The organism is Streptomyces sp. NBC_01142 (assembly GCF_026341125.1).
In the GTDB taxonomy this organism is placed as follows: domain Bacteria; phylum Actinomycetota; class Actinomycetes; order Streptomycetales; family Streptomycetaceae; genus Streptomyces.
On sequence record NZ_JAPEOR010000003.1, the window covers coordinates 1,616,457 to 1,641,862 of the forward strand.

At 69.6% G+C, this 25,406-nt stretch carries 24 protein-coding genes and 2 pseudogenes; 13 read left to right on the plus strand and 13 right to left on the minus strand.

The window, feature by feature from the left end; genetic code table 11:
* Positions 1–20 precede the first annotated feature (20 nt).
* The 6 genes from OG883_RS41510 to OG883_RS41535 all read right to left on the minus strand — a co-directional run bounded on the left by OG883_RS41510 (position 21) and on the right by OG883_RS41535 (position 3,836).
* A complete protein-coding gene (locus tag OG883_RS41510; protein ID WP_266552664.1) occupies positions 21–458 on the minus strand; it encodes a roadblock/LC7 domain-containing protein in 438 nt (145 codons plus the stop codon).
* Entirely contained in the window at positions 451–1,779 is a 1,329-nt protein-coding gene (locus OG883_RS41515) for a histidine kinase (RefSeq protein WP_266552666.1), read from the minus strand. Before OG883_RS41515 ends, OG883_RS41510 begins: the two co-directional genes overlap by 8 nt.
* The gene (locus tag OG883_RS41520; protein ID WP_266552669.1) at positions 1,779–2,261 is read right to left on the minus strand and encodes a hypothetical protein; all 483 of its coding nucleotides are present in this window, start codon (positions 2,259–2,261) and stop codon (positions 1,779–1,781) included. Before OG883_RS41520 ends, OG883_RS41515 begins: the two co-directional genes overlap by 1 nt.
* Before the next feature lie 134 nt (positions 2,262–2,395).
* Positions 2,396–2,587, minus strand: coding sequence for a hypothetical protein (locus tag OG883_RS41525; RefSeq protein ID WP_266552672.1), 192 nt, complete (start codon positions 2,585–2,587; stop codon positions 2,396–2,398).
* A gap of 138 nt (positions 2,588–2,725) precedes the next feature.
* The gene (locus OG883_RS41530; protein ID WP_266552675.1) at positions 2,726–3,280 is read right to left on the minus strand and encodes an AAA family ATPase; all 555 of its coding nucleotides are present in this window, start codon (positions 3,278–3,280) and stop codon (positions 2,726–2,728) included.
* A gap of 40 nt (positions 3,281–3,320) precedes the next feature.
* Positions 3,321–3,836, minus strand: coding sequence for an ATP-binding protein (locus OG883_RS41535; RefSeq protein WP_266552678.1), 516 nt, complete (start codon positions 3,834–3,836; stop codon positions 3,321–3,323).
* 318 nt (positions 3,837–4,154) lie between these two features.
* Between OG883_RS41535 and OG883_RS41540 the strand changes: the two genes are divergently transcribed.
* The gene (locus OG883_RS41540; protein ID WP_266552681.1) at positions 4,155–5,546 is read left to right on the plus strand and encodes a helix-turn-helix transcriptional regulator; all 1,392 of its coding nucleotides are present in this window, start codon (positions 4,155–4,157) and stop codon (positions 5,544–5,546) included.
* Between the two features lie 33 nt (positions 5,547–5,579).
* On the plus strand, positions 5,580–6,485 hold the full coding sequence (locus OG883_RS41545; protein ID WP_266552683.1) for a phosphotransferase: 906 nt from the start codon (positions 5,580–5,582) through the stop codon (positions 6,483–6,485).
* Between the two features lie 210 nt (positions 6,486–6,695).
* Here the strand turns inward: OG883_RS41545 and OG883_RS41550 are convergent, their stop codons facing one another.
* Positions 6,696–7,244, minus strand: a complete 549-nt coding sequence (locus OG883_RS41550; RefSeq protein ID WP_266552685.1) for a GNAT family N-acetyltransferase — start codon at positions 7,242–7,244, stop codon at positions 6,696–6,698.
* Between the two features lie 539 nt (positions 7,245–7,783).
* Here OG883_RS41550 and OG883_RS41555 point away from each other — a divergent pair.
* The 6 genes from OG883_RS41555 (at position 7,784) to OG883_RS41580 (ending at position 11,137) form a co-directional block, all read left to right on the plus strand.
* A complete protein-coding gene (locus OG883_RS41555) occupies positions 7,784–7,942 on the plus strand; it encodes a hypothetical protein (RefSeq protein ID WP_266552688.1) in 159 nt (52 codons plus the stop codon).
* A gap of 37 nt (positions 7,943–7,979) precedes the next feature.
* On the plus strand, positions 7,980–8,762 hold the full coding sequence (locus OG883_RS41560; RefSeq protein ID WP_266552691.1) for a hypothetical protein: 783 nt from the start codon (positions 7,980–7,982) through the stop codon (positions 8,760–8,762).
* An 82-nt stretch (positions 8,763–8,844) separates the two neighbouring features.
* The gene (locus tag OG883_RS41565) at positions 8,845–9,072 is read left to right on the plus strand and encodes a hypothetical protein (RefSeq protein WP_266552694.1); all 228 of its coding nucleotides are present in this window, start codon (positions 8,845–8,847) and stop codon (positions 9,070–9,072) included.
* A gap of 408 nt (positions 9,073–9,480) precedes the next feature.
* On the plus strand, positions 9,481–9,696 hold the full coding sequence (locus tag OG883_RS41570) for a hypothetical protein (protein WP_266552696.1): 216 nt from the start codon (positions 9,481–9,483) through the stop codon (positions 9,694–9,696).
* On the plus strand, positions 9,696–10,376 hold the full coding sequence (locus OG883_RS41575; RefSeq protein ID WP_266552699.1) for a restriction endonuclease: 681 nt from the start codon (positions 9,696–9,698) through the stop codon (positions 10,374–10,376). Before OG883_RS41570 ends, OG883_RS41575 begins: the two co-directional genes overlap by 1 nt.
* Before the next feature lie 35 nt (positions 10,377–10,411).
* Positions 10,412–11,137, plus strand: coding sequence for a restriction endonuclease (locus tag OG883_RS41580; protein ID WP_266552701.1), 726 nt, complete (start codon positions 10,412–10,414; stop codon positions 11,135–11,137).
* An 89-nt stretch (positions 11,138–11,226) separates the two neighbouring features.
* Here the strand turns inward: OG883_RS41580 and OG883_RS41585 are convergent, their stop codons facing one another.
* The 4 genes from OG883_RS41585 to OG883_RS41600 form a co-directional block, all read right to left on the minus strand.
* Complete coding sequence (locus OG883_RS41585; RefSeq protein WP_266552703.1) at positions 11,227–11,949, minus strand: A24 family peptidase; 723 nt, start codon at positions 11,947–11,949, stop codon at positions 11,227–11,229.
* Positions 11,950–12,650: 701 nt separating this feature from the next.
* Positions 12,651–13,040 carry a hypothetical protein gene (locus OG883_RS41590; protein ID WP_266552706.1) on the minus strand — a complete coding sequence of 130 codons (390 nt, stop codon included), beginning with the start codon at positions 13,038–13,040 and terminating at the stop codon, positions 12,651–12,653.
* A gap of 197 nt (positions 13,041–13,237) precedes the next feature.
* Complete coding sequence (locus tag OG883_RS41595) at positions 13,238–13,369, minus strand: hypothetical protein (protein ID WP_266552709.1); 132 nt, start codon at positions 13,367–13,369, stop codon at positions 13,238–13,240.
* A 229-nt stretch (positions 13,370–13,598) separates the two neighbouring features.
* Positions 13,599–14,528, minus strand: coding sequence for a Ku protein (locus OG883_RS41600; protein WP_266552712.1), 930 nt, complete (start codon positions 14,526–14,528; stop codon positions 13,599–13,601).
* Positions 14,529–14,841: 313 nt separating this feature from the next.
* Here OG883_RS41600 and OG883_RS41605 point away from each other — a divergent pair, with 313 nt between their 5' ends.
* The 4 genes and pseudogenes from OG883_RS41605 to OG883_RS41620 all read left to right on the plus strand — a co-directional run.
* Positions 14,842–15,405, plus strand: coding sequence for a hypothetical protein (locus OG883_RS41605; RefSeq protein WP_266552715.1), 564 nt, complete (start codon positions 14,842–14,844; stop codon positions 15,403–15,405).
* A 175-nt stretch (positions 15,406–15,580) separates the two neighbouring features.
* A complete protein-coding gene (locus OG883_RS41610) occupies positions 15,581–19,027 on the plus strand; it encodes a DNA polymerase III subunit alpha (protein ID WP_266552718.1) in 3,447 nt (1,148 codons plus the stop codon).
* A pseudogene (locus OG883_RS41615) lies at positions 19,027–20,032 on the plus strand (hypothetical protein). The gene OG883_RS41610 and the pseudogene OG883_RS41615 overlap by 1 nt, the downstream one beginning before the upstream one ends.
* Before the next feature lie 19 nt (positions 20,033–20,051).
* Positions 20,052–20,219: pseudogene (locus tag OG883_RS41620) on the plus strand (IS5/IS1182 family transposase); the annotation flags it as partial.
* On the opposite strand, the gene OG883_RS41625 reads toward OG883_RS41620, so the two are convergent.
* A complete protein-coding gene (locus OG883_RS41625; protein ID WP_266552721.1) occupies positions 20,216–21,979 on the minus strand; it encodes an immunity 49 family protein in 1,764 nt (587 codons plus the stop codon). The pseudogene OG883_RS41620 and the gene OG883_RS41625 overlap by 4 nt on opposite strands.
* A gap of 962 nt (positions 21,980–22,941) precedes the next feature.
* Positions 22,942–23,253, minus strand: coding sequence for a hypothetical protein (locus OG883_RS41630; RefSeq protein ID WP_266552723.1), 312 nt, complete (start codon positions 23,251–23,253; stop codon positions 22,942–22,944).
* 262 nt (positions 23,254–23,515) lie between these two features.
* Here OG883_RS41630 and OG883_RS41635 point away from each other — a divergent pair, with 262 nt between their 5' ends.
* A complete protein-coding gene (locus OG883_RS41635) occupies positions 23,516–25,219 on the plus strand; it encodes a DUF2637 domain-containing protein (RefSeq protein WP_266553285.1) in 1,704 nt (567 codons plus the stop codon).
* Positions 25,220–25,406 lie beyond the last annotated feature (187 nt).

Below are 25,406 nucleotides of genomic sequence, written 5' to 3' on the forward strand. Positions count from 1 at the left end.
GCGCCGTCGGCCGCGGGGCGTCACGAGGCCCCGTACGCGGTCCGCTCCCGGGCGGAAAGCGCGGGAGCCAGGCCCTTGATGGCCTTGATCGTCGCTCCGGAGGCGACGGCCACCTCGGGAGCGGTCATCTCCGCGGCGACGGATACGGCCAGCGCCGTGTTGTGCCCAGCCCCGAAGACGAGGATGCAGCGGTGGGGCAGGTCGATGATGACCTTGCGGGGGGTGTCCTCGCCCTCGAGCGCGCCGGCGAGCTCGGCGATGGAGCGGCCGAGGGAGAAGATACTCGAGGAGCTGGCTCCGGCACGGTCGGCCACATCGCGGTGGACCCCGTCCGAGTGGGCCAGCACCATGCCGTCGGAACTGAAGAGAACGGCGTGCAGGACACCCTTCTCCCCCGTGAGCCGGTTGAGGACCCAGGACATGTCGTGGGTGTCGGCGGTGGGCTGCTGCTCAGGCACGGTACTGCTCTCCTTCGGTGCGGTTGGTCTCGCTGTCGCGGATGGTCTCCGCCAGGTGGGCAAAGCCCTGCGAGAACGCCTCGGGGTCGTCCGCTGGCGCCGGTGTACTGGTGTCGATGGGGGCTGCGGGACGGGGCGAGCGCCGGCGCCGCTGCGGAAGGACCGTGCCGCCGGGCCTTTCACCGGGGCTGTCGGCGTGGTCGCTTCCCGTGGGAGGTTCTGCGGCTGTGGCGTGCCCCGCGGCCCGGGAGGCTGCTGCTCGGCGCTCGGCCTCGGTTTCCTCTTCGGTCGGGCCGTGACCGAAGAGGTCTCGCGGGATGCGCAGGACGGCCCGCACTCCGCCGTACGGGGAGGTACTGGTGACGTCGGCGGCGAAGCCGTACTCGCCGGCAAGGCGGCCGATGACGGCGAAACCGAGCTGGCGCGTGTCCTGCAGAGCCGTCACGTCCAGCACGGTGCGCTGCGACAGCTGCCGGGCGGCTTCCTCACGCTGATAGGCGTTCATGTTCAGGCCGCCGTCGTCAACGACGATGCAGTACCCGGTCTGGAACGCCTGCACTTCGACGAAGACCTTGCCGTCGGAGTACGAGGTCGCGTTGGACAGCAGCTCCGTGAGCGTGACAGTGACCGGCTCGACGACACGCCCTTCGAGCCAGGACTCCCCGCTGCCGGGCTCGTAGGTGTAGTTCACTCGCAGATAGGCGTTGATCCGGCCCCGGGCGGATTCGACGACCTCGCCGAAGGTGCAGTCCGCACGCTGCAGCCCGGGCCACGACCCGGTCAGGATGCGCGTGCGCTGCAGCATGTGCAGGGCCTGGGTGACCAGATGGTCGAAGCCCATCAGGCTCTGGTGGTACGCGGTTCCCTCGGGGTAGCGGTCCATCTCCTGGACGACGTTCAGCTGGCAGCGGTGAAGATGTGTCTGCGCCTCGTCGATGATGTCCCGCACCGAGGACCTCGCGGCGAGCCCGATCTGCTCCCGGGCGATGGTGAGGGCTTCCTGGAGCAGCCCCATCACGACCTGGTGACCGTAGTCGATGGGACTGCCGCTGAGGCGATCCTGGCTGAGTCCAGGCACCGGCACGCCGCGGTGCCCGCGGGCGAGGGCATCTACCAGCGCGGGCATCCTCACCTCCGCGAAATGCTTCGACTCCGCCTCCACCGCCCTGGCGTACTCGAGCGCGGTGTCCCGCTGTTCTTCCAGCGGTTTGATCCTCGCGGTCAGGGCCCGCTTGCTACGGGCCTGCACTATGAGCCCCATTGACGTGGCGGCGAATCCGCCACTGAGCAGTGCGGTTGCTGTCACAAAGGGATCGAGCATTAGATGTCCTCGCACGAAGTGGGGGTCGACTGTGAACAGGCGGGGACACGGCCGAATCGGGGCGCCTCGGGCTGCGGCCGAAGCGATGCGAGCAACGGCAGGGCCGCGTACAGCGGCAGGGGCGCGGAGTAGACGCGGCCCTCGCTGTTGCCGAGCCGGGCCCAGTGGAGGTCCTCGGCCGGGCCGGAACTCAGCGGCGGCACGGCCAGGACTCCGCTGTCGCGGTGGTCCACGGGCCACGGCCAGTGCATGCGGTGGCCGGAGCCGGGCGGCAAGATCAGGACCCACTCGCCGTCGCGGGCTCGGGACACCGCGGCGCCCACCGGGTGGGGACGGATCCCGTCGAAGAGATCGAGGATTCGCAGGGCCGCGAGCTCAGGCATGGCCGCGGCCTCGAAGCGCTCGCCGATCTCCATCTCGAACGGAGTCCGGGCGTCCCTCGCCCCCGGGAAGAGGTCCGCGATCGTGGGCACGGTGATCATGCGGCCATCACCACCGGCACCGGGGCCCGCTGTAGTTCGTGGAGCAGCACTGCGCTTTCCACCTCCCTTGATCGACATCTGTCTGTCGGTCCCGCCGTGCTGGCCTGATCGCTGGTTCCTGTGCCGCTCGTCGCTCACGCGTTCTCACGGCCGGTGAGGAAGAACCGGTCGATCGCGTTGGCCGTACCCGGCACCACCACGTCCCGGACGTCGACCCGTTCCAGGAGTGGCATCGCGCGCTGCGCCCCGGCCGGCCGAGGAACGCGGCTCGGCGCCACGGGTGCCTGGTGCACCGTTGGTTCGGGCCTGGCTGAGAGCTGCCCCATGACTTCTCCTTCTGAGGCGTGTGCGACGTGGAGGAAGTCGACGGCCCCGGTGAGCGGACTGCGATCGACTGGTCACTGAAGGTAGAGCCCAAATGGCGAATTGGGTTCACCACTGTGAACTCAGGTGATTCGCGCAGGTCAAGACGGGTGCATGGATCGCACGCGATCAGGCTCCGGTCCGCCGCATGGCTGGTGAACCACACGATCGAGGGCGGTTGAGACGCACTGCTCAACGGGCAGCCTCGTGTCCACCACGATCTTTGGGTCGGGGATCGGGTCCGCACTCTCTCCCCGCAGGTCGGCCGGAGGAGCCTGTACGCCCGGTGCTTCCGCCGGCCCCGCGTTCGCCCTCTCCAGAGCGACCTTCTCCGGGCAGACACACTCGACGATTTGGAGTGCGTGCCCGAGGTTGGAAGCGAAGCGACGCAGGGACCAGACGTCCCGGGCTTGGGTGAGGGGACGGCCGTCGAGCACGATGACAGCTCCCGGTGTCGTGTCGAGATGCCACGACGCGGCCTGAAGGAGCCACTCGTACAACCGGTCGTTCAGCTCGGGTGAGACCACGACCCGCTCGGGGAAAAGGACCTTCCGCAAGGCGGCCTTGTCGAGCAGGACCCCTGGTATGGCTTCGGCCAGGGCCCGAGCAAGGGTGGACTTGCCGGTGAAAGGACGGCCGCCTAAGGCGACGAGCATGCACTCTCCTGTCAGCACTGAAATCACATCTGCACCCCGGTCATGCCGGCTGGGGCAGCAAGTCAGGCAGCACGACCGTCCGGGGACAGCGGAAGAAGGCCCACACGCCCTTCCCGCTGCACCCCTCCCGATCTTGTCGAGGGGCTGCGGTCCAGCCGTCCGACACGGCGTTGACGAGAGCGAGACCGCGTCCACGGACAGCGTCCGTGGACGGCCGGATCCTCGGGATCGGGATCTCGTTGGAGTTGTCGGTCACCAAGAGCCCGAGGGCGACGTCCTTCTTGAAGGCGAGCGCAACACCGACGGCTTCCTTCTCGTCCGGCGGACGGGTTCGGCCGTGCACGACCGCGTTGGTGACCAGCTCGCTGAGCGCAAGGACGACCCGGTCGATGAGGTCATCGTCCTCGGGCAGCCCCCAGGCCACGAGCTGCCGCCGCACGAAGTGTCGAGCCTCGCCGATGTTCCTGGGTCGGCTCTCGATCTCGACAGCGACTCGCTCGATCCCGTCACCGTGCGCCAGCACCGCTATGAACTGCCTGTTGGACAAAGGCGTCAACGCGTCCACCTCCCGGTTCTGGGTGGCGGGCGCAGCTCCCTCTGGCACGGGGGACCGGGAGGGAGCCGCGCCCGCCGCGGGCCCGGCGGCCGGGGCGTCAGTTCCTCCGGCCAACGGGCAGCTTGTCGGGCTTCCGAGATCAGCAAGATTCGCCCGGGAGCCGACGGCGAGCAACAGTGACGGTTCACTGATCAGTTGCTTCGGCGGTGAGGAGTCGCTGATCTGGGCACTGATCCGAGCCAAGTCACTGTTCTTGACGCAGAGTCGATGGATCGTCACTACGCTTTCAGGAATCGATCCGGGTCTGAGGAGGTGCTGATGAAGCGCACATCGCACGGCCCGTCGGCGAAGCGGTTACGGCAGGAGGCCATCCGGCGGGGTGAGTCCCTCGGCGAGATCGCCCGTACCATCCATGACCACTGCACCGTGTCTCTCCTGCGTGCTCAGCGTCTCGCCCGTGGGCTGACGCTGAAGGAAGCCGCTGCGGGCCTGAATTCGCTCGGAGCGGGACGTGAGGACGCTCCCAGGGTGGATGGCGACCAGCTGGGGCACTGGGAGACCGGCCGGCAGCCCCGCCCGGCGACACTCGCGCTGCTGTGCGAGTTCTACGGCGGCTGCAGCCCTGCAGACCTGGGATTCGACAGCGCGGCGGCTGCCGCCCCGTCACCGTCCTCAGCCCTGGTCGTGGTGGGACAGCCGCTGCCTTCACCGACGACTCTGCGCGAATCCTTCGCGGCCGACTCTCTGGAGCAGCAAGTCGATGCGGCACGAAGGTCGCTGGACCGCACGCTGGCAGTCGGGACAGTGACTTCGACCCAGCTCGACCTGCTCGATGAACAGGTTCTCTGGGCCCGGGAGCAGTACGTTTACACACCACCGGCACCGATGATCAAGGTTCTCCTCAATCACCTCACGGAGGTGGAGGACTTGGCCGCGCATCGTCAGCCGGCCGCCGTCCAGGTCCGACTGTCCGAGCTGACCGCGATGCTCGCCACCCTCGTCGCCGATGCCCTCATGAAGCTGGGGCACCTGCCCAGGTCGCAGTCCTGGTACGCGACAGCGCGGAATGCCGCGGACGATAGCGGCAACACGGAACTCCGCGCCCGAGTACGGGCGCAAGCCGCGATGCTCCCCTTCTACTACGGACCGCTCGAGGCTGCGGTCAGCCTCTCTCGGGAGGCCCGGATCATCTGCCGCGGGCGGCCCAGCGCCACCGCGGCCTTCGCCTCGGCAGCCGAGGCGCGCGCTCTGGCGAAGCTGGGAGACGCCGAGGGCGCCGAGGCCGCGCTCCGCTACGCCGTCGCCGCCTTCGAGCAGAGCGGAGCTGGAGGCCCGGCGGACAGCGACGCCTTCGGCTTCCCGGAGCGACGGTTCCGGCTGTACGAGAGCGGAACCCTGACGGCCCTCGGCCGGACGACTCGGGCGCGCCGCGTTCAGGAGGCGGCACTCCTCCTCTATCCGTCGAAGACCGGCATCGACCCGGCCTTGCTCCACTTCGAAGCGGCCCTCTGCCTGGCACACGATCGCAGCACGACCGAGGCGTGCCAGCTGGCCAGCGCTACCTTTTTGCGGATGGCCCCCGAGCACCGCACACCGATCGTGGAGGAGCGGGCCCGCGAGGTTATCGGAGCACTCCCGCCTGGTGCACAGTCAGTCCGCGCAGCGCGGGAGCTCCGCGAGATCCTTGCGCTTCCTCCCGGACAGATGTGACAGCGGCGTGGATCGTCGGCGAGCCTGGACCGCATGACACAAGCGGCGCTGGCCCCCGGCGGGTTCGATGAGTCCGAGATGTATCAGGTCCTGGAGCGGGGATGCGTGGCCGTCGGCCTCGACTTCGCCGACGCTCGCCTACTTCGCGGGCACACCAATGCGGTCATCCTCCTCGAAAAGGAACAGATCGTCGTCAAGATCGCCCGACGGGGGTCTCGCGTCGAGGATGTGGCGCGTACGGTCGCTTTCGTCCGTTGGCTCATGGACGCCGGCTTCCCCACCGTCCCGCTCCATCGGGTCGACCAGCCCGTGCTCATCGACCAGCACGCCATCACCTTCTGGCAGTACTTGCCTCAGCCGGATCATCCGGTCGCTGCGGAGCAGCTCGCCAAGCCGCTGTACGCGCTCCACACGCTGACCACACCGCCCGTAGCCCTGCCGGTCCACGACAACATCGCGGCCATCCGTCGGTCCGTCGCGGCAATCACGTGCCTGCCTGCAGAATCGCTGTCGTTCCTTAGCGAGTACGCCGAGCAGCTCGAGGCAGACCTCCATGCTGTGGACTTCGAGCTGCCAGAGGGGGCGATCCAAGGAGACCCGCAGCATCGCAACGCCCTCCACGTCGGCGATGGCGGAGCCGTCCTCTGCGACTGGGACACGGTAGCGCTCGGACAACCGGAGTGGGACCTGGTCACGGTGGAGGTCCACTGCCGGCGCTTCGGTCACGGAGAGCAGCACTACGCGGCCTTTGCCGACGCATACGGCTGGGATGTCACACGCTGGCCGGGCTACCAGACCCTGGCCGCGATCCGCGAGCTGCGGATGATCACGACGAACGCACGGAAGGTTCATCACGCTCCGAGCAGCCTGCAGGAGGTCGAGAGGCGCGTGGACGGGCTCCGCCGCCACGACAGGCTCCTGCGGTGGAACATCCTCTGACGTTGTGCGGGCACCGCAGCGGGTGGGGTTGCGGTGCCCAGTTGTGCCCAGCGGGCCGCAGCTCCTAGGGCGTCGAGGCACGCTAAAACCTCTACTAGATAACTGCTGGCGCCTCGGCTGTCCTGCGCAGCGAATGCGAGAGAAATCGTCGGGCTTCAGCAACGTTGGATCTTGCAGTCCCGGCGGCCGTATTTCGCAGATTCCTGGCAGTCACGGTCGTCGGCTCGCCGGTGATGAGCCATCCGGAGAGTTCAGGTACACGCTCGGCTTTTTCGTTCTAAGGCGTACGAGGTGCGTCCGCCGGGCGTTGATACTTTGCGGACGAGGCTGAATTCCTGTTTCTCGTAGTACGTGGCGAGGGGCGGGTGAAGTGCAGTCTCGGCGGACGCGGCTGATGTTCTCGCGGGCGGCGCGGTCGACGGCCCAGTCGGCGATGAGTGTTCCGAGTTTGCGGTGGCGTTCGGCCGGGTCGGTGACGGTGCCGTTGAGGTAGAAGGCTGACTCGTTGGCTTCGGAGGCTGTCCAGGCCCAGGGGGAGGCGGTCTTGAGGATCGTGGTGCAGCCGACGATGCGGTCGTGGTCCTCGGTGAGGACCCACATCTCGCCGTGGGGCCGCATGCAGTTGGCCAGTTCGTGGACGTGTTTTCCCCAGCTGGGCCAGTTCGGCAGCTGGTTGTTCTTCATCCATTCGGAACGGGCCTGGATGGTGGCCTCGAGGGCGGGTCGGTCCTCTGGTGTGGCTGGTCGCATCGCGAGCATGCGGTCCGCTCCTGTGTGCGCTCGTCCGCGAGGGGTCGGCGGGTTGGTGTGCTGGGCGGAACCTAGAGGCCTACTGTCTGGTAGGTGCAACTTTCCCACAGGCGGCCCGATCCCAGGCTCGTCGTGACCGGTGGGCCTCACCACGATCGGGGCAGCGCGGAGCCGTCGCTTGTCGGCCACGATGTGCGCGGCCTCGCGCCGAGTCTGCCGTTTTCCGGGAAGTACCGAATCCTCAATGGCACGATCGGTGCCGTGACCATGCTGATCGCCGTGCTTGAACGCGCCGCCCAGTGCGGCGGGCTACCCGCAACCCCCGTCAACCTCACAGGTGGGAAGAGTCCGGCGGGCCCCTCGGCCCTGGGCACCCTGCCGCCGCGGGGATCCCGCGGTGACCGAGACCTCCGGACTGCGTCCGTTCGTCTCCAGCGCGAAGGACCGTGCCGACCAGCCGCCCGCTCCGCTCGACGTCCCGCCCGCCGCCGTACGGATGGGCGTGAACGCCCGCGTCCGGGAGGTCAGTGCCCAGGAGGCCGAGGACTTTGGCATCTCAACCGAACCGGTTCTGCACGGAGATCGAGCGGGTCTACCTTGATGCCGACGGCGACGTCGTGCAGTACGCGGTGACCGTCGACTACACCAACCGCGAACACCGCTTCACCGGCCAGCCCACACCCGAAGACCTCGCCCGCCGCGTCTGACCGTCCGTGCCCCTGCCCAGCTCGAAGGCATCACCCCTTGAACGACTTAACGCTCTTCGGTGAAACCGCCGCCGACCACACGACGGCGGAGGACCGGCCCGCGACCGCGCCCGTCGTCCACGGCGCGGTCCTCATCAGCGCCGTGGAAACCGCGTGGAAGGAGATCCGCCGCCGCTTCGCCAGCGTCCCCGACGTCTCCGTCACCACACCGCCAACCGCCGGCGCACAGGACCCCACCACATGCTCCGCGCTGCGCACCGGCCGCCACTTCGACCGTGACGGCACCCTGACCATAGAACTGCAGGTCACGTCCGGCACTCTCGGGCACGGCGGACGCCCGATGATGGAAGGACTGCTGCACCACGCCGCGCACGGCCTGGCCCTCGCACGGGGCATCACCGACATCAGCGGCGGAGACCAGCGCTGGCACAACAAGCAATACGGCCGTCTCGCCCGCGAAGTTGGGCTCACACTGCCCGCACGGGCCTCCCGCCGGGTCGGTAGGGGCCACTGCTCTCTGTCCGACGCCGAGGCGGCCAAGTGGGCCGAAGTAATCGCCGCCCTCGACGCCGCGGCCGCCGTCCAACTCCAAGCCACCGTTCAGGCCACCGCGCCCCCACGCAGCGATCGGAACGGCACGCGCTTCCTGATCATCTGCGAGTGCACCCCGCCCCGCCGCCAGCAGGTCACCCCGTTCTTCTTCGACCAGGGGCCCCTGCTGTGCGGCGTGTGTCTGACCAAGTTCCGCCCCACCGACACCCCACTGCCCCACCAGGCCGACCGTCAGCGGACGACGGGCTCGCCCGGCCGCACCCCATGAAAGTCACGAGCTCTCGTCCGGAGTGCTCCCTCTCCGACCCGGACAGCCACTGCACCGTCAACACCAGGGAATCGCAGTCCACATGAGCAGGCAGGCCATTGCATACGTCCACCAGACCGGCATTGCCGACGAGACAGCCAAGCAGGTGTTCCTGCTGCTAGCACAGCGCACCGAGACAGCAGGCGATCCGCACCGCCCCGAGGACATCCCCGACATCATGAGCCTGAACCTCAACGACTCCGACATCCCCGCCTCGCCGCCCACGCCGGACTCGAGCCCGAAGAGTTCCGCCGACAGCTGCGAGGGCTGAAGCAGCACGTCCCGATGAATGACCTGGAGCACCCCGACCGCCTGTGGGAGATGGTCTAGGGGGCAGCACCGGCGCGCGACAGCAACGAGTGCGCTCCTGCTGCTTTTCGCCATTCACCATCGCGGTACCGCCTGACGTGACCACGACCGTTTTCGCAGGTGAGGGACATCCGGTCAGTGATCCTCGCAATGCTGCCTGGGCGGGCAACGGCGGCCGCAGAGGCGTCCGCCGAGGTCAGCCGCCCAGACTTCCAGCCTGATGGGCAGTCGGGCGGTGCGCCGGGCCTGGCTTGATGACGGCCTTGACCGGCCCGCCCCCGTGATGATCCATCAGTTTCTGTCAGTGCCCGCTGCTACATCCATCTAAGGGACGTGCCGCGACCGCGGCTCGCCGACGGGAGGGGACACCATGTCGAAGGTGCCGGACGGGTTCCACCGTGTACGTGGGCACATCCGCCGTAATCCGAAGCCGGGCAGGGCGAAGCGGATGAGCGGCTGGATGATCGCCGGCCTCGCGGCCGCCGTGTGGTTATGGGGGCAGGTGTTCGGGTTCGGAGAGGCGACCACCAACACGACGCCGCCCGCGCATCCGAAGCCGGCTGTCACCTCTCCGGCCGCTCGCTGATGGGAAGCAAGCGGTTACGCCTTCGACGCCCACGCGGCGCGGCCGAGGTCCTCTCGGCCGCTGTTGTGGCACTGGCCGTCCTGGTCCTGGCCGTTCGGATGGCCGCCGCGACCGTCGCGGCGCTCAAAGACGCGTGGCCTTTCCTCCTGGTCCTCGTTCTGCTGGCGGGGGCCGTCTGGGCCTGGCGGATCGCGCGCACCATGTACGGTCGACGGCGTGACGCCGAGCGGCTGGCCACGCTGCGGATCACGCTGGCCGAGTTCGACGCCATGGACGACCGGCAGTTCGAGCACGCGTTGCGGGACCTGCTGGTCCGCGACGGCTGGCCGGCACGCCGCGTGGGCGGCAGCGGCGATCAGGCCGCCGACGTCATCAGTGACCACACGCACCACGGCCGGATCGCCGTCCAGGCCAAACACACCCGCGTCGGCGGGAAAGTGGGGTCCTCGGTCATGTACGCGGTAAAGGGGACGGCCGGCCCTGCCCACCGGGCCGACCACGCCGTCGTCATCACCAACGGCACCTTCACCCGAGACGCCATGGCCTGGGGCGACCGGCACAGCGTCCACTGGGTCGACCGGGACAGACTCCGGCGCTGGGCGGAAAGCGGCACCGCGCTGCACGAGCTCCTCGGACTGTCCGCACGCTCCCGCCGCACCCGGTTCAGGCGTGCCGCCTGACAGGCACTCCCCATCATCAACGTCTCGGAGGTGTGGTGTTCGACGAAGACGGGTCACTCGACCCGCTGCTGAAGTTCCTGTTGTACGCCGTCCTTGCGCTGGCCATAGGCAAGATGGTGTGGGAGTGGCTCACGGAGGACGTCAGCCGGTGGATCACCGTGGACCTGTGGGAGCTGATCGCCGATCACCCCTGGTGGACCGGCTTCATCGCCGTCGGCGCACTGGCCACGCTCATCCACCTCGCGAAGCTGCTGTCGCTCCTGTTCGGCGCCGGCACTTACGGCTACGTCGGTAACGACGAGGACTACGCCTCCACCGCTGCGCCGGGCGAAGCGGTAAAGGCGGATGTGCTGACCTTCAAGATGAAGCAGCTCGCCGCGATGAGCGCGACGGGCTTCGAGCAAGCATGCGCCGACCTCCTGGCCCGCGACGGGTTCCACAGCACACGGCGGGTGGGAGGTGCCGGAGACCTCGGCGTGGACGTCACCGCCCGTGACCACGACGACCAGCTCCTGATCCTGCAATGCAAGCAGTATCAGAACCCGGTCGGCTCGGGGCACGTGCAGAAGTTCAACGGAACGGCACGCCTCCACCATGGAGCCGACGTCCCGATCATGATCGGCCTCAACGGCTTCACCCAGCCTGCGGCCGACTTCGCCGCGCACCACGACCTCATCCTCATGGGCCGCCCCGAACTGAAGAGATGGGCCCACGGCCAGCACCTGTACGACGTCCTGGGCATCCAGAGCACGACCCAGTGACACCAGATTTCAGGTATCCGTCTTTCCGGAAGGCGGTGCTCAGGAAGAGGAATTGCCGGAAGAGACATTTCCGGTACGAATGGTGCCCGTCAGATGGTCGTGAGCGAAACGGCGAGCGCCCCGATGACCATGAAGGGGCCGAAGGCGATCTGGCTGCGACGGTCGCATCCGGCGGCCAGCAGCGCCGCCGCGCACACTGCTCCGACGACGAAGCCGGCGGCGGCGCCCCACCACACGTTCGTCCAGCTGCTCCAGCCCAGCAGCGCGCCGACGGCCGGGGCGAGTTTGACGTCTCCCAGCCCCATCCCGGTGAAGATCGCCAGGAGGAGGAAGACGGCGGTGAGGACGCCAGCGGCGGCGGCCGCGCGGCCGAGGCTGCCGGGCCCGCCGGCCAGGGCGGCCCCGGTGAGCAGGAGCAGCGTTCCGGCACAGGCGGGGAGGGTGAGCACGTCGGGCAGGCGCTGGACCGCCAGGTCGATCAGCGCGAGGGCGATGCCGCACGCGGCGAGCCAGTACTGGGCTGCGGCGACCCAGCCGCTCGCTCCGCCCGCAGCGACGGCGGCGAACACGGCGGCTGCCAAGATCTCCGCCGAAAGCGCGGGGGGACCGATCCGCTCCGTGCACGTCGGGCAGCGTCCCGAAACGGGCAACAGCGGCAGCGGGCGGCGGCCGATGACAGTGCTGCCGCAGTGGGGACAGCTGCTGCGCCAGGACGCGGGCGCGGGGACCGACCGGGCGAAGACCACCGGGCGCGCCACGGCGCCGGCCAGGGCGCCGACGGCAGCGGACAGGGCAACGCTGAGGACGGACATGACGGGAGGGCTCCCTTGCAATGCGGCCCGGCTCCACCTGTCGGGGCCGATCGGCTTCGACCCTAACCTTCAGGGATGACGGGACCCGCACGGCTTCGCCTCGAGCCCGCCGCGGCCGCTAAGTGCGCCACCGTTCAGGCTGCCGAGAGTTCGATGGCTGTGCCGGTGGTGGACATGTCGGAAGAGGCAAACGGACATGACGGCAAGTCTGCGGGCCAGCTGCCGTGCAGAGCCAGGGAGTTGCGCGAATTCGCGCCCTCGGCCGTCCAACCTCGGGACGGGGGCGGGGGGTTCACTTTCGCACGTCCCCGGCGGGTATGTCGTCACGAGGAGCTGGTACCCGTCACGTATTCCTGGTGTGCGGCATTCCTCCGCCCGGCTCGCGTTCGCCAGGCGCGTGCGCGGACGCCACATCAAGGACCGGACAAGACTGCCAGGGGCGAAGTCAAAGACTCGCGGCAGTCACGGCACGGGAGCCAAGCCACCGCGCACGCGCTGAGCGGTTCTTCTTCCTGGACGACGCAGACTGGGACCTGATCGCGTTGCGCCGTACGACAGCGCACCAGCTGGGGTTCGCGGTGCGCCGCAGTCGAGAGGTTGCGGGCGCTGCCCGCCGACGAGCACGAGCACGACGTCCTGGACGAGGGCGTCGCCCGAGTCTCCCCGCTCAAGCACGCCAACCTCACCGTGCTCGGCTGCCGCTACAGCTTCCGCGCCTCCACCCCGGTCGACGGCGGTCTGCGCTCAGGCTGGGGCTCGGGCAGGTTCTGGAGGGCCATGCGAGCGTCGACTCGTTCGCCGGGCGCGCACGCGTTCCACCAGGGGTGGGCGACGATCGCGGCCGAGAGCCGGATCATGCGTCGCCGCAGCTGCCGCTCCTGCACGATCTGCTCGGGCGTGTAGCCGGGGGAGTCGGCAAAGGTGACGGTCTGGGTGACCGAGCCCATCAGCTGCCGCTCGTATGTCCGGCCCGAGCTCGGCTCGACGGACCAGGGCAGAGAGCGGCACAGCTGCTCGTACTGAGCGCGGACGCGGTGCAGCTGGAGCTGCAGGGCCTGCAGGCGCTCGGGGAAGTTGTAGGTGGTGCTCACTCACCTAATGATACGCATGTTCGAATTTTGTTCTCGGTGACACGCGGGGCGAGCCCGGTGCCCTTGTGACTGAGCGCTTCACTTGGCGAGTTAGCGCTTGAGTTGGCGAGGCTGAGCGCTTCAATTGGCGGGCTCGTGCTCAGTAACGACGCACCGCCGCCTGCCTGGCACCCCGGCCAGCTCCCTGACCGGGCAGATCACATCGAGCCGTCTTCCAGGTCACCGTCCACCGCCGGGCCCAACCCTGCCCCGACTCCAGCAGCCGCGATCCGCGGATCGATGGCGTACGGCACGACAAGATCGTCCAGGGTGCGGCTGTGCGACCACACGCGCCGGGACCCGTCCTCTGGGCGTACAGACCGAAGACTCCATGCACCCAGCACAGCCCTCGTGTGCAGCGTCCTGTACCACTTCACCAGAAACCGGATCAGCCCAAGGTCAAGCGCTACCCTGCCCGCCAACTGAAGCGCTCGGCCTAGCCAACTCAAGCGCCAACTCGCCAAGTGAAGCGCTCAGTCACAGCCCTGCGCGCCCGCCGGCGAGCCGGTCGTGATCGCTTCACGCGCTCTTGTGGGGGATGTGCCCGCCCGCCTTCTTCTTGCCTGCGGTCTTCTTCGCCGAGCTCCTCTTGGCCGCCGACGTGGTCTTCTTCGCGGCGCGGTTCCTGGTCGGCATCTCGTGGACGGCGGCGGGCTCGCCGCGCGCTTCGCGGGCCTTCTCGACGCTCTCGCTGAGGGCGGCCATGAGGTCGACGATGGGCGCTCGCTGGCCCTCGTCCCCACTCTCCGCGGGAGAGAGCTGACGGCCGTCCGCCTTGGCCGCGATGATCTTTTCCAGGGCCTCGGTGTAGTGATCGGTCAGATCGCCGACGTCACCGATGTCGTCGCTGGAGAGCGCCTCGGCCAGGGCGAGCGCGCTCTGGATCTCGTGCTCGGGCAGGCTCTCCTCGGGCGGCGCGAGCGCGGCGGAGTCCCGGATCTCGTCGGCGGCCAGCAGCTGATGGAGGACCAGCACGTTGTCTTTCACGCGCAGGAGCCCGAGCCGCTCGCGGTCGCGCAGTGAGTACCGGACGACGGCGGCCTTCGACGTCCGCTGCAAAGCCTTGACGATCAACGAGTACGGCTTGGCCGCGATGTCGCCGTGGGCGGCCAGGTAGTACGCCCGACCGATGCTCACCGCGTCGATGCTCTCGTACGCGTTGAAGCCGATCACCTCGATCGCCCGCACCGACTCCAGCGGCAGACCGTCCAGGTCCGCATCGGTGATCTCGACAAGGGAGCCGTCCGGGGCCTCATAGCCGCGGCCGATCTGGTCCTGGCTCAGCTGCTCACCGCACTGCTCACAGATTTTGCGGTTGCGGATCCGCCCGCCGTCGGCGGTATGGATCTGCCGAAAGGCGATGCTGTGCGACTCCGTGGCTGGCCAAACCGACACCGGGATGGTCACCAAACCGAAGGACACCGCGCTGTTCATCAAGGGGTGTGGCATGGCGCTCCTTGTACGGCCCCCGCGATCAAGGGTACGAGCCTCTGCGTGGGCATGGAAAGCCCTCCCCAGCACCGCGGCGGCCCGAAGCCGGACCGCGAGAACTCTCGTGCCGGTGGTCTGGGCCAGCGCCGCCCTGCCCCCTCCGTACTCGACCTCCGCCGCGACAGAGCTGTGGTCGGGTAGCGCCGTAGATGGCCCGTCCGGCCAAGTGCGCGCTCAGAACGTCCCGAGGCCTTCACTCGGGGGCGGGTCCGGTTGCCGCCCTGGCCACCCGCCCACGGGCACCGGCTGGGGTGCCAGTAGCGTCCGTTCCATGATCGCCCTCGATGCCCTCGTCCGCCTCTGCCCGCCGCCCGTCGAACCGCCGCCCGCGGTGGACTGGGCGCAGGCCGAGCGCGCCATGGGTACGGCTCTGCCCGCTGACTACAAGCAGCTCGTCGAGACATACGGCGACGGCATCTTCGACGACACGATCTGGCTACTCGTCCCCGACTCCGCCTACAGCGACTGCGATCTGCACGCGCAGACGACGGAACGGGACGAGATCTTGGCCGACCTGTGGGAGTTCGAGGCGAAGCCTGCCGGCCTGCTGGAGGCGGGGGCGCGGGTCCTGCCGTGGGCATTCGAGGAGGGCACGGGGGCGTTCCTGTACTGGCTGTCGCGGCCCGGCCAGCACCCCGACGAGTGGAGCGTGCTCTACAACGAGGGGCGCGGACCCCTGTGGGAGTACCACGACATGGGGTGCTTGGCCTTCTTGCTGGCGGTGCTCACCGGAACGGCGGAGACGGAGTACTTCGGCTATCTCTACGACGTGCTGAAGCCGACGGAGCACCGCTTCGAGACGGCCGACCAGACCCTCGGAACGTCCCGCCGCTGACGCCGTCTGAGCGCCGTACCTGGCCAGTCCGGCCAGGTACGGCGCTCAGTCACAAGAGCACCAGTTGGCTGAACATAGACGCCTCATCCTCGCGTGTTCGAATTGATGTTCGATACAGTTGAAGCGTAGCCGGATCGATTGGTGCGGATTTGGGGGTATCTGGGCGGAGGGTGTCATGCGAGGAGGCGTCCCTCACCTGCACGTCAGCAGTGGGTTTTCGGCCCGCTACGGCGCATCGCACCCGCGCGACCTCATCGCCCGGGCCGCTGCGCGCGAGATCGGGACGGTGGCGCTGACTGACCGCGACATGGTCACCGGCACGGTGCGCTTCGCGAAGGCGGCCGCGGCCGCCGGAGTGAAGCCGGTGTTCGGCGTCGATCTCGGCGTTGCCGCCCATGTTCCACCGGCCGAGGTGCGCCGCCGGACCCCGGTGCGAGGCGGTGCGCATGTCGCGGAGGCCGCCTTCCGGGCGACGTTCCTGGCCCGGGCCGCGGGCGGGTGGGGGCGGCTATGCCGGCTGGTGTCCTGCGCGCATGCCGCGGCCTTCCCCACGGGCACGCCGCCCATGGCGTCGTGGGAGATGCTCGCCCAGCACGCGGGCGAAGGCCTGATGGTGCTGCTCGGTCCCGCGTCGGAGCCCCTTCGCGCCCTCGCGGCCGGGCGCGCGGACGTCGCCGAGCGGCTCCTCGCCCCGTGGCAGCAGATCACCGGCGACGGGCTGCGGCTGGAGGTCGTGTGCTGGGGTCTGTCCGGCACCGGCCCGGGCTCTGTCCGTCTCGCCGCGCACACCCTCGCGCTCGCCGACCGGCTCGCCATCCCGGCCGTCCTGACCAACGCCGTCCGCTACGCCGACCCGGCCCAGCGCCGGATCGCGGACGTGCTGGACGCGGCCAGGCTGCTGCGGCCGGTCGACCGGCGGCGACGGGACTGCGGCGAGCGCTGGCTCAAGGACGGGCCCGCGATGACCGGGATCGCGGAGCGGGTGGCGGCCGCCGCCGGGGCGGACCGGCGCCGCGCCGAGAGGCTGATCGCCGACACCGTCTTGGTCGCGGATGCGTGCGATGTCGACCCGGCCCGGGACCTGGGGCTTGGGGTGCCGCACTTCCCCGAACCCACCGTGGTCGGCGCCGAGCCGGCGCCGGACGGGGCGATGCGGCTGCTGCGGCAGCGGTGCGAGAGCGGCATGGTCGCCCGCGGCCTCGATCGCGACCAGCGCGCGATGGACCAGCTCGACTACGAGCTCGGCATCATCGGCCGGCTGCACTACGAGCCGTACTTCCTTGCCGTCGCCCAGGTCGTCGCCGACGTGCGTGACATGGGCATCCGGGTCGCTGCCCGCGGCTCCGGCGCCGGCTCCATGGTCAACCACAGCCTGTTCGTGGCCACCGCGAACCCCCTGGAGCACCGGCTGCTCTTCGAGCGCTTCCTGTCCGAGCGGCGCGCCTCGCTGCCGGACATCGACGTCGACGTCGAGTCCGCGCGCCGCCTTGAGGTCTACGACCGGATCATCGCCCGCTTCGGGCGGGAGCGGGTCGCGGTCACCGGCATGCCCGAGACATACCGCGCCCGCCACGCCCTGCGGGACACCGGCCTCGCGCTCGGGCTGACGCCGGCCACCGTGGACCGGATCGCGAAATCCTTCCCGCACATCCGCGCCTGTGACATCCGCTCGGCACTTACGGAGCTCCCCGAGCTCCGGCAACTTGCCGCCGAGGCAGAGCAGTTCGGGCCGCTGTGGGAGCTCGCCGAAGGCCTGGACGCGCTGCCACGCGGAATCGCCATGCACCCGTGCGGGGTGATCCTCTCCAACGTGAGCCTCCTGGACCGGCTGCCGGTGCAGCCCACCCCCGGGGGCGAGTATCCGATGCTCCAGGCCGACAAAGAGGACGTCGAGGATATGGGCCTGCTCAAGCTCGACGTCCTGGGGGTACGGATGCAGTCCGCCATGGCCCACGCCGTCAAGGAGATCTACCGCACGACCGGCAGGGCAATCGACCTAGACAACCCCGACCACGTCCCCCTCGACGACCGGTTCGCTTTCGCGCTCATCCAGAACTCGGACACGGTCGGCATGTTCCAGCTCGAGTCGCCCGGTCAGCAGGACCTGGTCGGCCGGCTCCAGCCCCGCGACCCGCAAGACGTCATCGCCGACATCAGCCTGTTCCGTCCGGGCCCGGTCCAGGGCGGCATGCCCGCCCTCTACATCGCAGCCCGCCACGGCGCCGCACCCGCCTACCCCCACCCCGACCTGGAGCCGGTCCTGCGCGATACGTACGGGGTGACAATCTGGCACGAACAGATCATCGACATCCTCGCAGTCATGACCGGCTGCGACCGCGCTCTCGCCGAAGTAGCCCGCCGCGCCCTCAGCGACGAGCAGCGCCTGGCGAAGATCGAGACCTGGTTCCGGCAGCTGGCCGGCGCCCGCGGCTACAGCCCGAAGGTGCTCGACGACGTCTGGGACATCGTCTCCTCGTTCGGGGCGTACGGGTTCTGCCGAGCGCACGCCGTGGCGTTCGCCGTCCCGGCGCTGCAGTCCGCGTGGCTCAAGGCCCATCACCCCGCCGCTCTCTACGCGGGACTGCTGGAGCATGACCCGGGTATGTGGCCGGCCCGGGTCATCGTCGCCGACGCCCGTCGCCATGACGTCCCCGTTCTGCCCGTCGACATCAACGTCTCCAAGCCCCAGTACACGGTCGAGCAGACCGCATCCGGCTGGGGCGTCCGCATCTCCCTCGCGTCGGTGCACGGCATCTCCGACGACGAGGTCGCGAGGGTCACCGAGGGCCAGCCCTACACCTCCCTGCAGGACTTCTATGCCCGCGCCCACCCCAAGCTCCCGACCCTCGAGCGCCTCATCCGCATCGGCGCACTCGACCCGCTCAAAGGCGAGGCGACGCGACGGGACCTGCTACTGCAGGCAACCGAACTCCACCGCCAGGCCCGTACCCGCCCTGGCGCCAGCCAGCTCCCGCTCGACACCACGCTCCACGCCGCCAGCCCGTCCGGACTGCGGGAGATGACCGCCCGCGAACGGCTGGAAGCCGAGCTCGGCGTCCTCGAGATCGACGTCTCCCGGCACCTGATGGAGGACCACCACCGACTGCTGCGCGAGATCGGCGCCACCGACGCCGCGCACCTTCGCGCGATGCACCCCGGACAACGCGTCCTCGTCGCCGGCGTCCGCGCCTCCACCCAGACCCCGCCCATCGCGTCGGGAAAGCGGATCATCTTCGTCACCCTCGAAGACGGCTCCGGCCTCGTCGACCTCGCCTTCTTCGAGAACTCCCACGAGCAGTGCGCGCACACGATTTTCCACCACGGCCTGCTCCTCGTCCGCGGCACGGTCGAAGCCCGCGGACCCCGGCGCACCGTGGTCGGCGAGATGGCCTGGGACCTCGACGAACTCGCCGCCGCCCGCGCCACCCACGGCCCTCAAGCCCTCCTCGACATGCTGGGCCAAGCCCCGGCGCCCACACCCGCCCAGTCCGGCCCCTCGCGGACGATCCCGGACGGCACCGCAGGCGCCCGCCTGCACCCATGGAGCGATCTTCAGCCGGCGGGGAGCCGCTCGGCCGAACTCACCCGCCTTGGGCACAAGAGCCAAGGGAGCGCCGGATGATCACGGACACCGCACTCCCGCGGCCGCGTGCGATCCTGCGGATCCACTTTCATCCCCTGGAACGGAGCGAAGAGCTGTACGAACAGCTGCTCGCCGTTCTCGAAGGCATCAGCCCCCGCATCGAGCCCCTGCGCGCCGACTGGTCCGCCTACGTCGACCTCACCGGCGCCCTCAATTTCTGGGACCGTGACGTCGAAGGCCTCATCGCTGTGCTCCGCCTCCGACTGCTCGCGCTCCACGGCGTTCAAAGCTCGGCCGGCGCTGGCCCCACACGCGGGATCTCGGCGATGGCCGCGGCCGCCACCCCACCCGGTGCCGCCACGGTTGTCCATGACGACCCCTACGAGATCGCCGCGTTCCTCCGCCCGAAGCCGGCCGCCACCCTGCCCGGCGTCGGCCCCAAGACCGCCCGCACGCTCGCCCGTTACGGCATCACCACCGTCGGCAACATTGCCGACACCCAGCTCCCTCCAGCGGATCCTCGGCGCCAGCGCCGCCCGCGAAGCCCACGACCTCGCCCACGGCATCGACGAGCGCTCCGTCGTCCCGGCCGCCGCCCCCAAGTCCGTGAGCACCAGCCACCGCTTCGACCACGACGAACTCGACCCCGACCACCACCACCGCACCGTCCTCGCCCTGGTCGAGGAACTCGGCGCCCGGCTGCGCACCACCTGCGAGATCGCCCAGGCCCTCACGCTCACCGTCACCTACGCCGACCGCACCCAGACCACCCGCAGCCGCACCCTCACCGAGCCGACCGCCCACACCCCCGCCCTCGCCACCACCGCGCGCGAACTCCTGACCGGATTCGGCCTCCAGCGCGCCCGCGTCCGCGCACTCGCCGTACGAGCAGAACGCCTCTGCCCCGTCGAACACGCCTCACACCAGCTCACCCTCGACGACCGCGACGAGAAGCTCCACCGTCTCGAATCCGCCCTCGACCGGGCTCGTGCCCGCTACGGTCCCGGCATCGGGGCCGCCTCCGCCTTCCCGAAGGCGGTGTGACTCCGGCTGCGGCCGGGGCGGCCAGGAAGAGATCAACGCCGAACACCCACGGGTGAGGGCCCGCGTCGAGCACACCTTCGCCCGCACGAAGAACTGGATGAGCCTGCGCGACTGCAGTCAGAAAGGAGACGGCCGCCACCACCCCGCCGCCGCCATGCACAACTCGCCCTCGCCCGGGGAAACTTAGACGGGTTCGGCCGCCCGGAGCAGCCGCTGGGGCAGGTAAGGGGACTCGACCCGGATGATCCAGCCTCTGCGGCGGGCGTGGCCGGCCAGGGCCAAGGCGTCGAGGTCGATCCTGGCGTCGGGGTCGTCGGCGCGGTCGGAGACCCGGTAGTAGTCGCGGTGGGCTTCGAGGGCGTCGGCCAGGGCCAGGTTGAAGCTCTCTTCGTCACCCTCCACAAGCTGCGACAGCAGGACCGCCGGCGGCGGGAAGAAGCCCCAGTCCCTGGCTTCCTCCACGTCCCGCAGCGCCCGCTGCGTCGCCGGCTGCGGATCCACGCCCCTCAGGTAGTCGTGGAGGGCCACCCGGTACGACGCGAACGCGCCGCCGTCCTTGGCGGTGAAAGTGGGGCCGGTCAGGACCAGGGGGGCGAGGTCTTCGCGTACGCCGGTGATCAGGGCGAAGGCAGTGGCGGTCTGCCAGCTGCCCGCGCCCACTTCCTCGCCACGGGAGGCCGGGTAGCCGAGCGTACCGCCGTCGATCGTCACCCGGGCCTCGGTGCCCGGCTCGGCGAGGGCGATGCGGAACAGGGCCGCACCCAGCTGGGAGGCCAGGCGCAGGTTCGCGAGCTGGGCGTCCGTGATGTCGCCGGAGTCCGAGGCGCGCCACTTGAAGAGGAGCTCCTGGTAGCGCAGGGCGCTCGCCAGCCGCCATACGGCGAGGGGCTGCCCGTCCACCGGCGAGATGGCCTCCCTGGTGTACTGGTCGATCAGGGCCTCGCTCTCCGCGTTCACGGTCCTTTCGAGGGCTGGCCGTCCGACCACGAGCGGCCCCGTGGCCAGTGCAGCGGCCGCATCCGGGCGCCGGTTGCGGCCGAAGCCTTCGACGCGCGGGCCGCGGGTCTCGAAGCCGGTGACCAGGGCGCGCGGAAGGTAGTCGGTGTCGACGGCTGGTTCCCAGCCCAAGGTCCGGTACGCGAGCGCGGCCAGGGCGAGCGGCAGGAGCGGGAGGAGGCTGCCCGGCGAGGCGCCCGGTCCATGCAACGTGCTGTACGGCAACAGGAGGGCGGTCAGTTCGGAGTCGAAGCCCACCTGGTCCTCGGCGGCCAGGGCACGCAGGGTCTTGAGCGCCACGCTGTCCGGCCGGTCGAGGAGGCTTTCGCCCGTATGCTCCTCCCGGCTGCGGATGCGGGTCAGCGCGGCGTCCACGGCGGCGAGCTTCTGCTGGGGGCTCGCAGGGTAGTCCGCGTCGTCGTCTCCCGTGTCGTCGAGGACCTGTGCCATGAGGCCCTTGATGAGCTCGACGGCGGGCGTTCCGTCCGCGGTCCCGCCGCACTTCTGGCGGGCAAAGTGGAAGGCCTCGCCGTGCCACTTGGCCTTGTCCGAGAGGATCGCGAGGCAGAACGCGTCGATCCATTCGCCTGGGGTGACGCTCTCCTCGGCGTCGCCCTCATTCCCGGCGTCGTAACCCATGCCGAAGTTCACATAGTTGAGGGTGATGTGGAAGGAGCAGTGCGGAAAGTACGCCGCGAACGCCACCGCGCCCGCCGCGGCCTCCGTCGCGTCCTTGAGGGCGGCCTTGGCCTCCGGGATGTCGAGGCCGGGCGTCTCGACGGAGAGGGCGCCCAGGTAGTCGAGAAACTCCTCGGCGATCGACTGCCACTCATACGTGGCCATCCGGCCGGCCTTCGACATCGACCGGACCTGTCCACCGATCCGGTTCGCGAAGTCCTCGCGTGCCGCCGAAACCGCTGCCCCGCCCACCTGGTGACGCTCTATCCGCATTGCGCTGCTCCTTGATCACTTGCCTGGTGGTCAGCCTAGGTGCCGGGTCTGACACGCTGCGGGTGCGGCCGACCGCAGGCCACGAAGGCGGTCATCTACCGGTACGGGCCGAAGCCTCGGCCGCGTAGTGGACCGCGGCCCTCGCGCGGCATCAACCTGCAGGCCGGCCTGTTGCGCCATTGCCTGTGCCTGGATCTTCATCCCACTGCGCCCGAGCCAGGCGGCGGATACCGCCGCGCCGCCGCCGAACACGGCGCCGATCGCCGCGCCAAGCAGCGCTGCCCACCCTTGGTCCATGGTCGCTATCCCTTCAGGTTTGGCGGTCAGAAGCAGGCTAGGAAGTCTCGGGGCATGGCCCGTTGCGGAAAGCGAGAGCTGGCCGGAAGCGCCAAACGCGCCGGTCTCGGTCACCGCTGCCAGCTCGCCCGGCGACTCGCGGACTTTCTGCGGCAGTTCGACAGTCCTGTCGGCCCGCGACGGCTAAGCCTGCCGGCGGCGCCGCCGGAAGAGGGTTGCATCCACAGTTGCGTGCACAGTTGTCTGCACAGGGGGATCCAGAGTTGCACCGTAGGTACTACCGGAGGTGTGAACCCCCCTTTCGTGATCTTGAGTGTTTTGCCTGGTCAGCCCCTGTGGGCAAGCCCTTTTCGCTCGACGACACCTCTTTCTCCGCGATAGCCGGAGGAAGAGGCTTTGTGTTCTGACGGCCCGGCGCTGTCTGCTCGCTCTGTCGTCCCTCCCTTTGTCCCTGCTCCGCTTCCCGGCTCCCGTATAGCGCCGAAGCTCCCGGCCCGCTAGCTCGGACCGCCCACCTCTCGGCTCCGCCCGTCCGCCGGGCACAGCTCGCCAGCGCGCGGCGAGCCGAGCGGCAAAACGGACACGCTCGCAGCGCTCGCCTGTCACACTGGATGCGCCACCGCCGCCTCCCTCGTCGGCGGGGCTCTTACGTGTCCGGCGGCCGCTCACCGGCGCTGCCAGCAGAATGCGAAACGGCCCCGCCGGTAGGCGGGGCCGTTTCGGTGCGGCGTCATGTCAGCGTGCTCGGCGTCAAGGTCGGCCAGCTCGCTGTCCAGTGCGCTCAGGGTGACCGGGTCGGTCGCGCGGTCGTGGGCCGTGCGCATGGTGGTGGTTCGTCCAGGTTGCGCAACAGGTCGTACAGAGAAGCGGGGGCGGGAGGACGCCCCCTCGGTCGCGCCGGCCAGGATGAGGGTGGAGCAGAGGCGGCTGGAGACGGCGGTCCAGGGGGCGCTCCAGCAGAACGTCACGGTGCTCATTCCTCCTGACCACCCTGCCCGGCCCCGCCGCCCGCCGGACCGGGCACTCTGGCCGCATGAGCGGGTGGTGGTCACGGACTTTTACGCGGTCAAAACCGACCGCCCCGATGTGGTTGGTGCTCGGGAGCACCAACCACATCCCAGTGTGTGCCGTTGCCACCCGGCTGATCCACCCCACCTGGTGATCACTATTCGCTGACGGTCCACGACGAACTTCGTCGAACGAGTGGTACGGGTGATCCATCGTGAGAGTGTGAACAAGATGATGCAGATGCAGATGCAGGAGGGGCGAGGCATGACCAACGGCACTACGCCAGTTGTCCTTACCCGAACGCACCGGATCCTCATCGGCGTAGTTGTCGCAGGCGCGGTGATCATCGCCGCGATCGGTTTCGCCGGGTCGTACGCGGCTGTCCGCGAGCTCGCCGTCCAGAAGGGCTTCGGCGGCTTTTCCCTCGTCTTCCCCATCGGCATCGACGCCGGCATCTGTGTCCTGCTGGCGCTCGACCTTCTGCTGACCTGGCTGCGCATCCCGTTCCCGCTGCTGCGGCAGACGGCCTGGCTGCTGACCGCGGCCACGATTGCGTTCAACGGCGCGGCGTCCTGGCCTGACCCGCTGGGTGTCGGCATGCATGCCGTCATCCCGGTCCTGTTCGTCGTCTCGGTCGAGGCGGCACGGCATGCGGTGGGCCGGATCGCCGACATCACCGCCGACAAGCACATGGAAGGCGTGCGGATCACCCGCTGGCTGCTCTCGCCGCTGCCCACGTTCCTCCTGTGGCGGCGGATGAAGTTGTGGGAGATCCGGTCGTACGAGGAAGCGGTCCGCCTCGAGCAGCATCGGCTCGTCTACGAGGCCCAGCTGCAGGCCCGCTTCGGGCGTCGCTGGCGGCGCAAGGCGCCGGTCGAGTCACTGATGCCGCTGCGTCTGGCGAAGTACGGCGTACCGCTCGCCGAGACCGCACCGCACGTCCTGAAGGAAGCCGGCATCGTCCTGAGCGCCGTGACGGACCGCGCTGACGGCCAGGTCTCTGGCGGGCAGCAGGGCGGTGAGCACGAGCGGGCGCTGGAGGGCGGCGAGATCTCGGCCGTCGGCCACGCCGAAGAGGTGCGCACCGCGGAGCCTTCCCTTCGCGACTCCGTCCCGGAGCGCGAGCATCAGGACGTCCCGGCGGTCGATTACGCCGACGCCTGCCGCGCCTACATCGAGCAGCACGGCGCCTTCCCCGACGCCGGTCAACTCGCTGCCTTCCTTGCCCAGTACGGGGTGACCGATCCGGCGACCGGCGGCCTGCTCGCCGAGGCGCAGCTGGAGCCGGTACTGGCCGAGCTCCAGCAGTGGATGGTCGAGCCGGAGACCGATGATCAGCCGGCCGGACAGGCCCCCGCCGTCGTGACCGATGCGGCCGGTGACCGAGGCGTCAGCCCCGTGACCGACACCGTCCGTCAGACCGCCGCCGAGGCGCATCCGTTCTTCGGCTCGGCCGCGCCGGCAGCGGGGGAGTCACCCAAATTTGGGTGGTCCGGAGATCCGGAGCCGTACGCGGCCGAGCAGGTGCCGGTTCCGGTGGCAACCGCATCGGCGGCAGGCGACCGTATGCCCGGCGGGGGAGTGCCGCAGCAGACTTCTCTCGATGTCCCCACGGGTGTGGCTGCAGAGGCAGCCGCGGGCGAGCCGGCCGCATGGGAGGCCACGGTCACCGACACGGGAGCGGCTACGGCGCGACTGCCTGAGCAGCAGACCCAGGAGCCCGATCTGGACCCCGTGCAGCAGCAGATCGTCACCGTGGCCGGGTGGCTGGCCGAGGCCGAGGACGCCGGCCAGAAGGTCTCCGGAGCGGAGGTCGCCCGCCGTCTCGGGCTGTCCCCGAAGACCGGCCAGCGGCGGGTCAACGCTGCGGCCGAGCACCTGGAGGAGCAGCGTCGGCAGCAGGGCCGCGCACATCTCCGGTCGGTCAACCGCTGACCGACCCGCCCCGCGAGTGGCCGATGACCGAGCCCGGTCATCTTCTTGTCCGGCCCCGTCGGTCACGACCGATTCCACGGTCGTGATACCAGTGACCGACGCCGGTGACCGATGGCTCCGTGACCGATCCCTGCGCCGGTATCCGATGACCGATCCGGTCCCCATCGGCCATCGGTCCTGACCGATC

Bases quoted from the DNA above. Each gene is read 5' to 3' on its own strand.
- OG883_RS41515 (WP_266552666.1), bottom strand. From the start codon at position 1,779: ATGCTCGATCCCTTTGTGACAGCAACCGCACTGCTCAGTGGCGGATTC.
- OG883_RS41520 (WP_266552669.1), bottom strand. From the start codon at position 2,261: ATGATCACCGTGCCCACGATCGCGGACCTCTTCCCGGGGGCGAGGGAC.
- OG883_RS41525 (WP_266552672.1), bottom strand. From the start codon at position 2,587: ATGGGGCAGCTCTCAGCCAGGCCCGAACCAACGGTGCACCAGGCACCC.
- OG883_RS41530 (WP_266552675.1), bottom strand. From the start codon at position 3,280: ATGCTCGTCGCCTTAGGCGGCCGTCCTTTCACCGGCAAGTCCACCCTT.
- OG883_RS41540 (WP_266552681.1), top strand. From the start codon at position 4,155: ATGAAGCGCACATCGCACGGCCCGTCGGCGAAGCGGTTACGGCAGGAG.
- OG883_RS41545 (WP_266552683.1), top strand. From the start codon at position 5,580: ATGACACAAGCGGCGCTGGCCCCCGGCGGGTTCGATGAGTCCGAGATG.
- OG883_RS41550 (WP_266552685.1), bottom strand. From the start codon at position 7,244: ATGCTCGCGATGCGACCAGCCACACCAGAGGACCGACCCGCCCTCGAG.
- OG883_RS41565 (WP_266552694.1), top strand. From the start codon at position 8,845: ATGAGCAGGCAGGCCATTGCATACGTCCACCAGACCGGCATTGCCGAC.
- OG883_RS41570 (WP_266552696.1), top strand. From the start codon at position 9,481: ATGTCGAAGGTGCCGGACGGGTTCCACCGTGTACGTGGGCACATCCGC.
- OG883_RS41575 (WP_266552699.1), top strand. From the start codon at position 9,696: ATGGGAAGCAAGCGGTTACGCCTTCGACGCCCACGCGGCGCGGCCGAG.
- OG883_RS41585 (WP_266552703.1), bottom strand. From the start codon at position 11,949: ATGTCCGTCCTCAGCGTTGCCCTGTCCGCTGCCGTCGGCGCCCTGGCC.
- OG883_RS41600 (WP_266552712.1), bottom strand. From the start codon at position 14,528: ATGCCACACCCCTTGATGAACAGCGCGGTGTCCTTCGGTTTGGTGACC.
- OG883_RS41605 (WP_266552715.1), top strand. From the start codon at position 14,842: ATGATCGCCCTCGATGCCCTCGTCCGCCTCTGCCCGCCGCCCGTCGAA.
- OG883_RS41610 (WP_266552718.1), top strand. From the start codon at position 15,581: ATGCGAGGAGGCGTCCCTCACCTGCACGTCAGCAGTGGGTTTTCGGCC.
- OG883_RS41625 (WP_266552721.1), bottom strand. From the start codon at position 21,979: ATGCGGATAGAGCGTCACCAGGTGGGCGGGGCAGCGGTTTCGGCGGCA.
- OG883_RS41630 (WP_266552723.1), bottom strand. From the start codon at position 23,253: ATGAGCACCGTGACGTTCTGCTGGAGCGCCCCCTGGACCGCCGTCTCC.
- OG883_RS41635 (WP_266553285.1), top strand. From the start codon at position 23,516: ATGATGCAGATGCAGATGCAGGAGGGGCGAGGCATGACCAACGGCACT.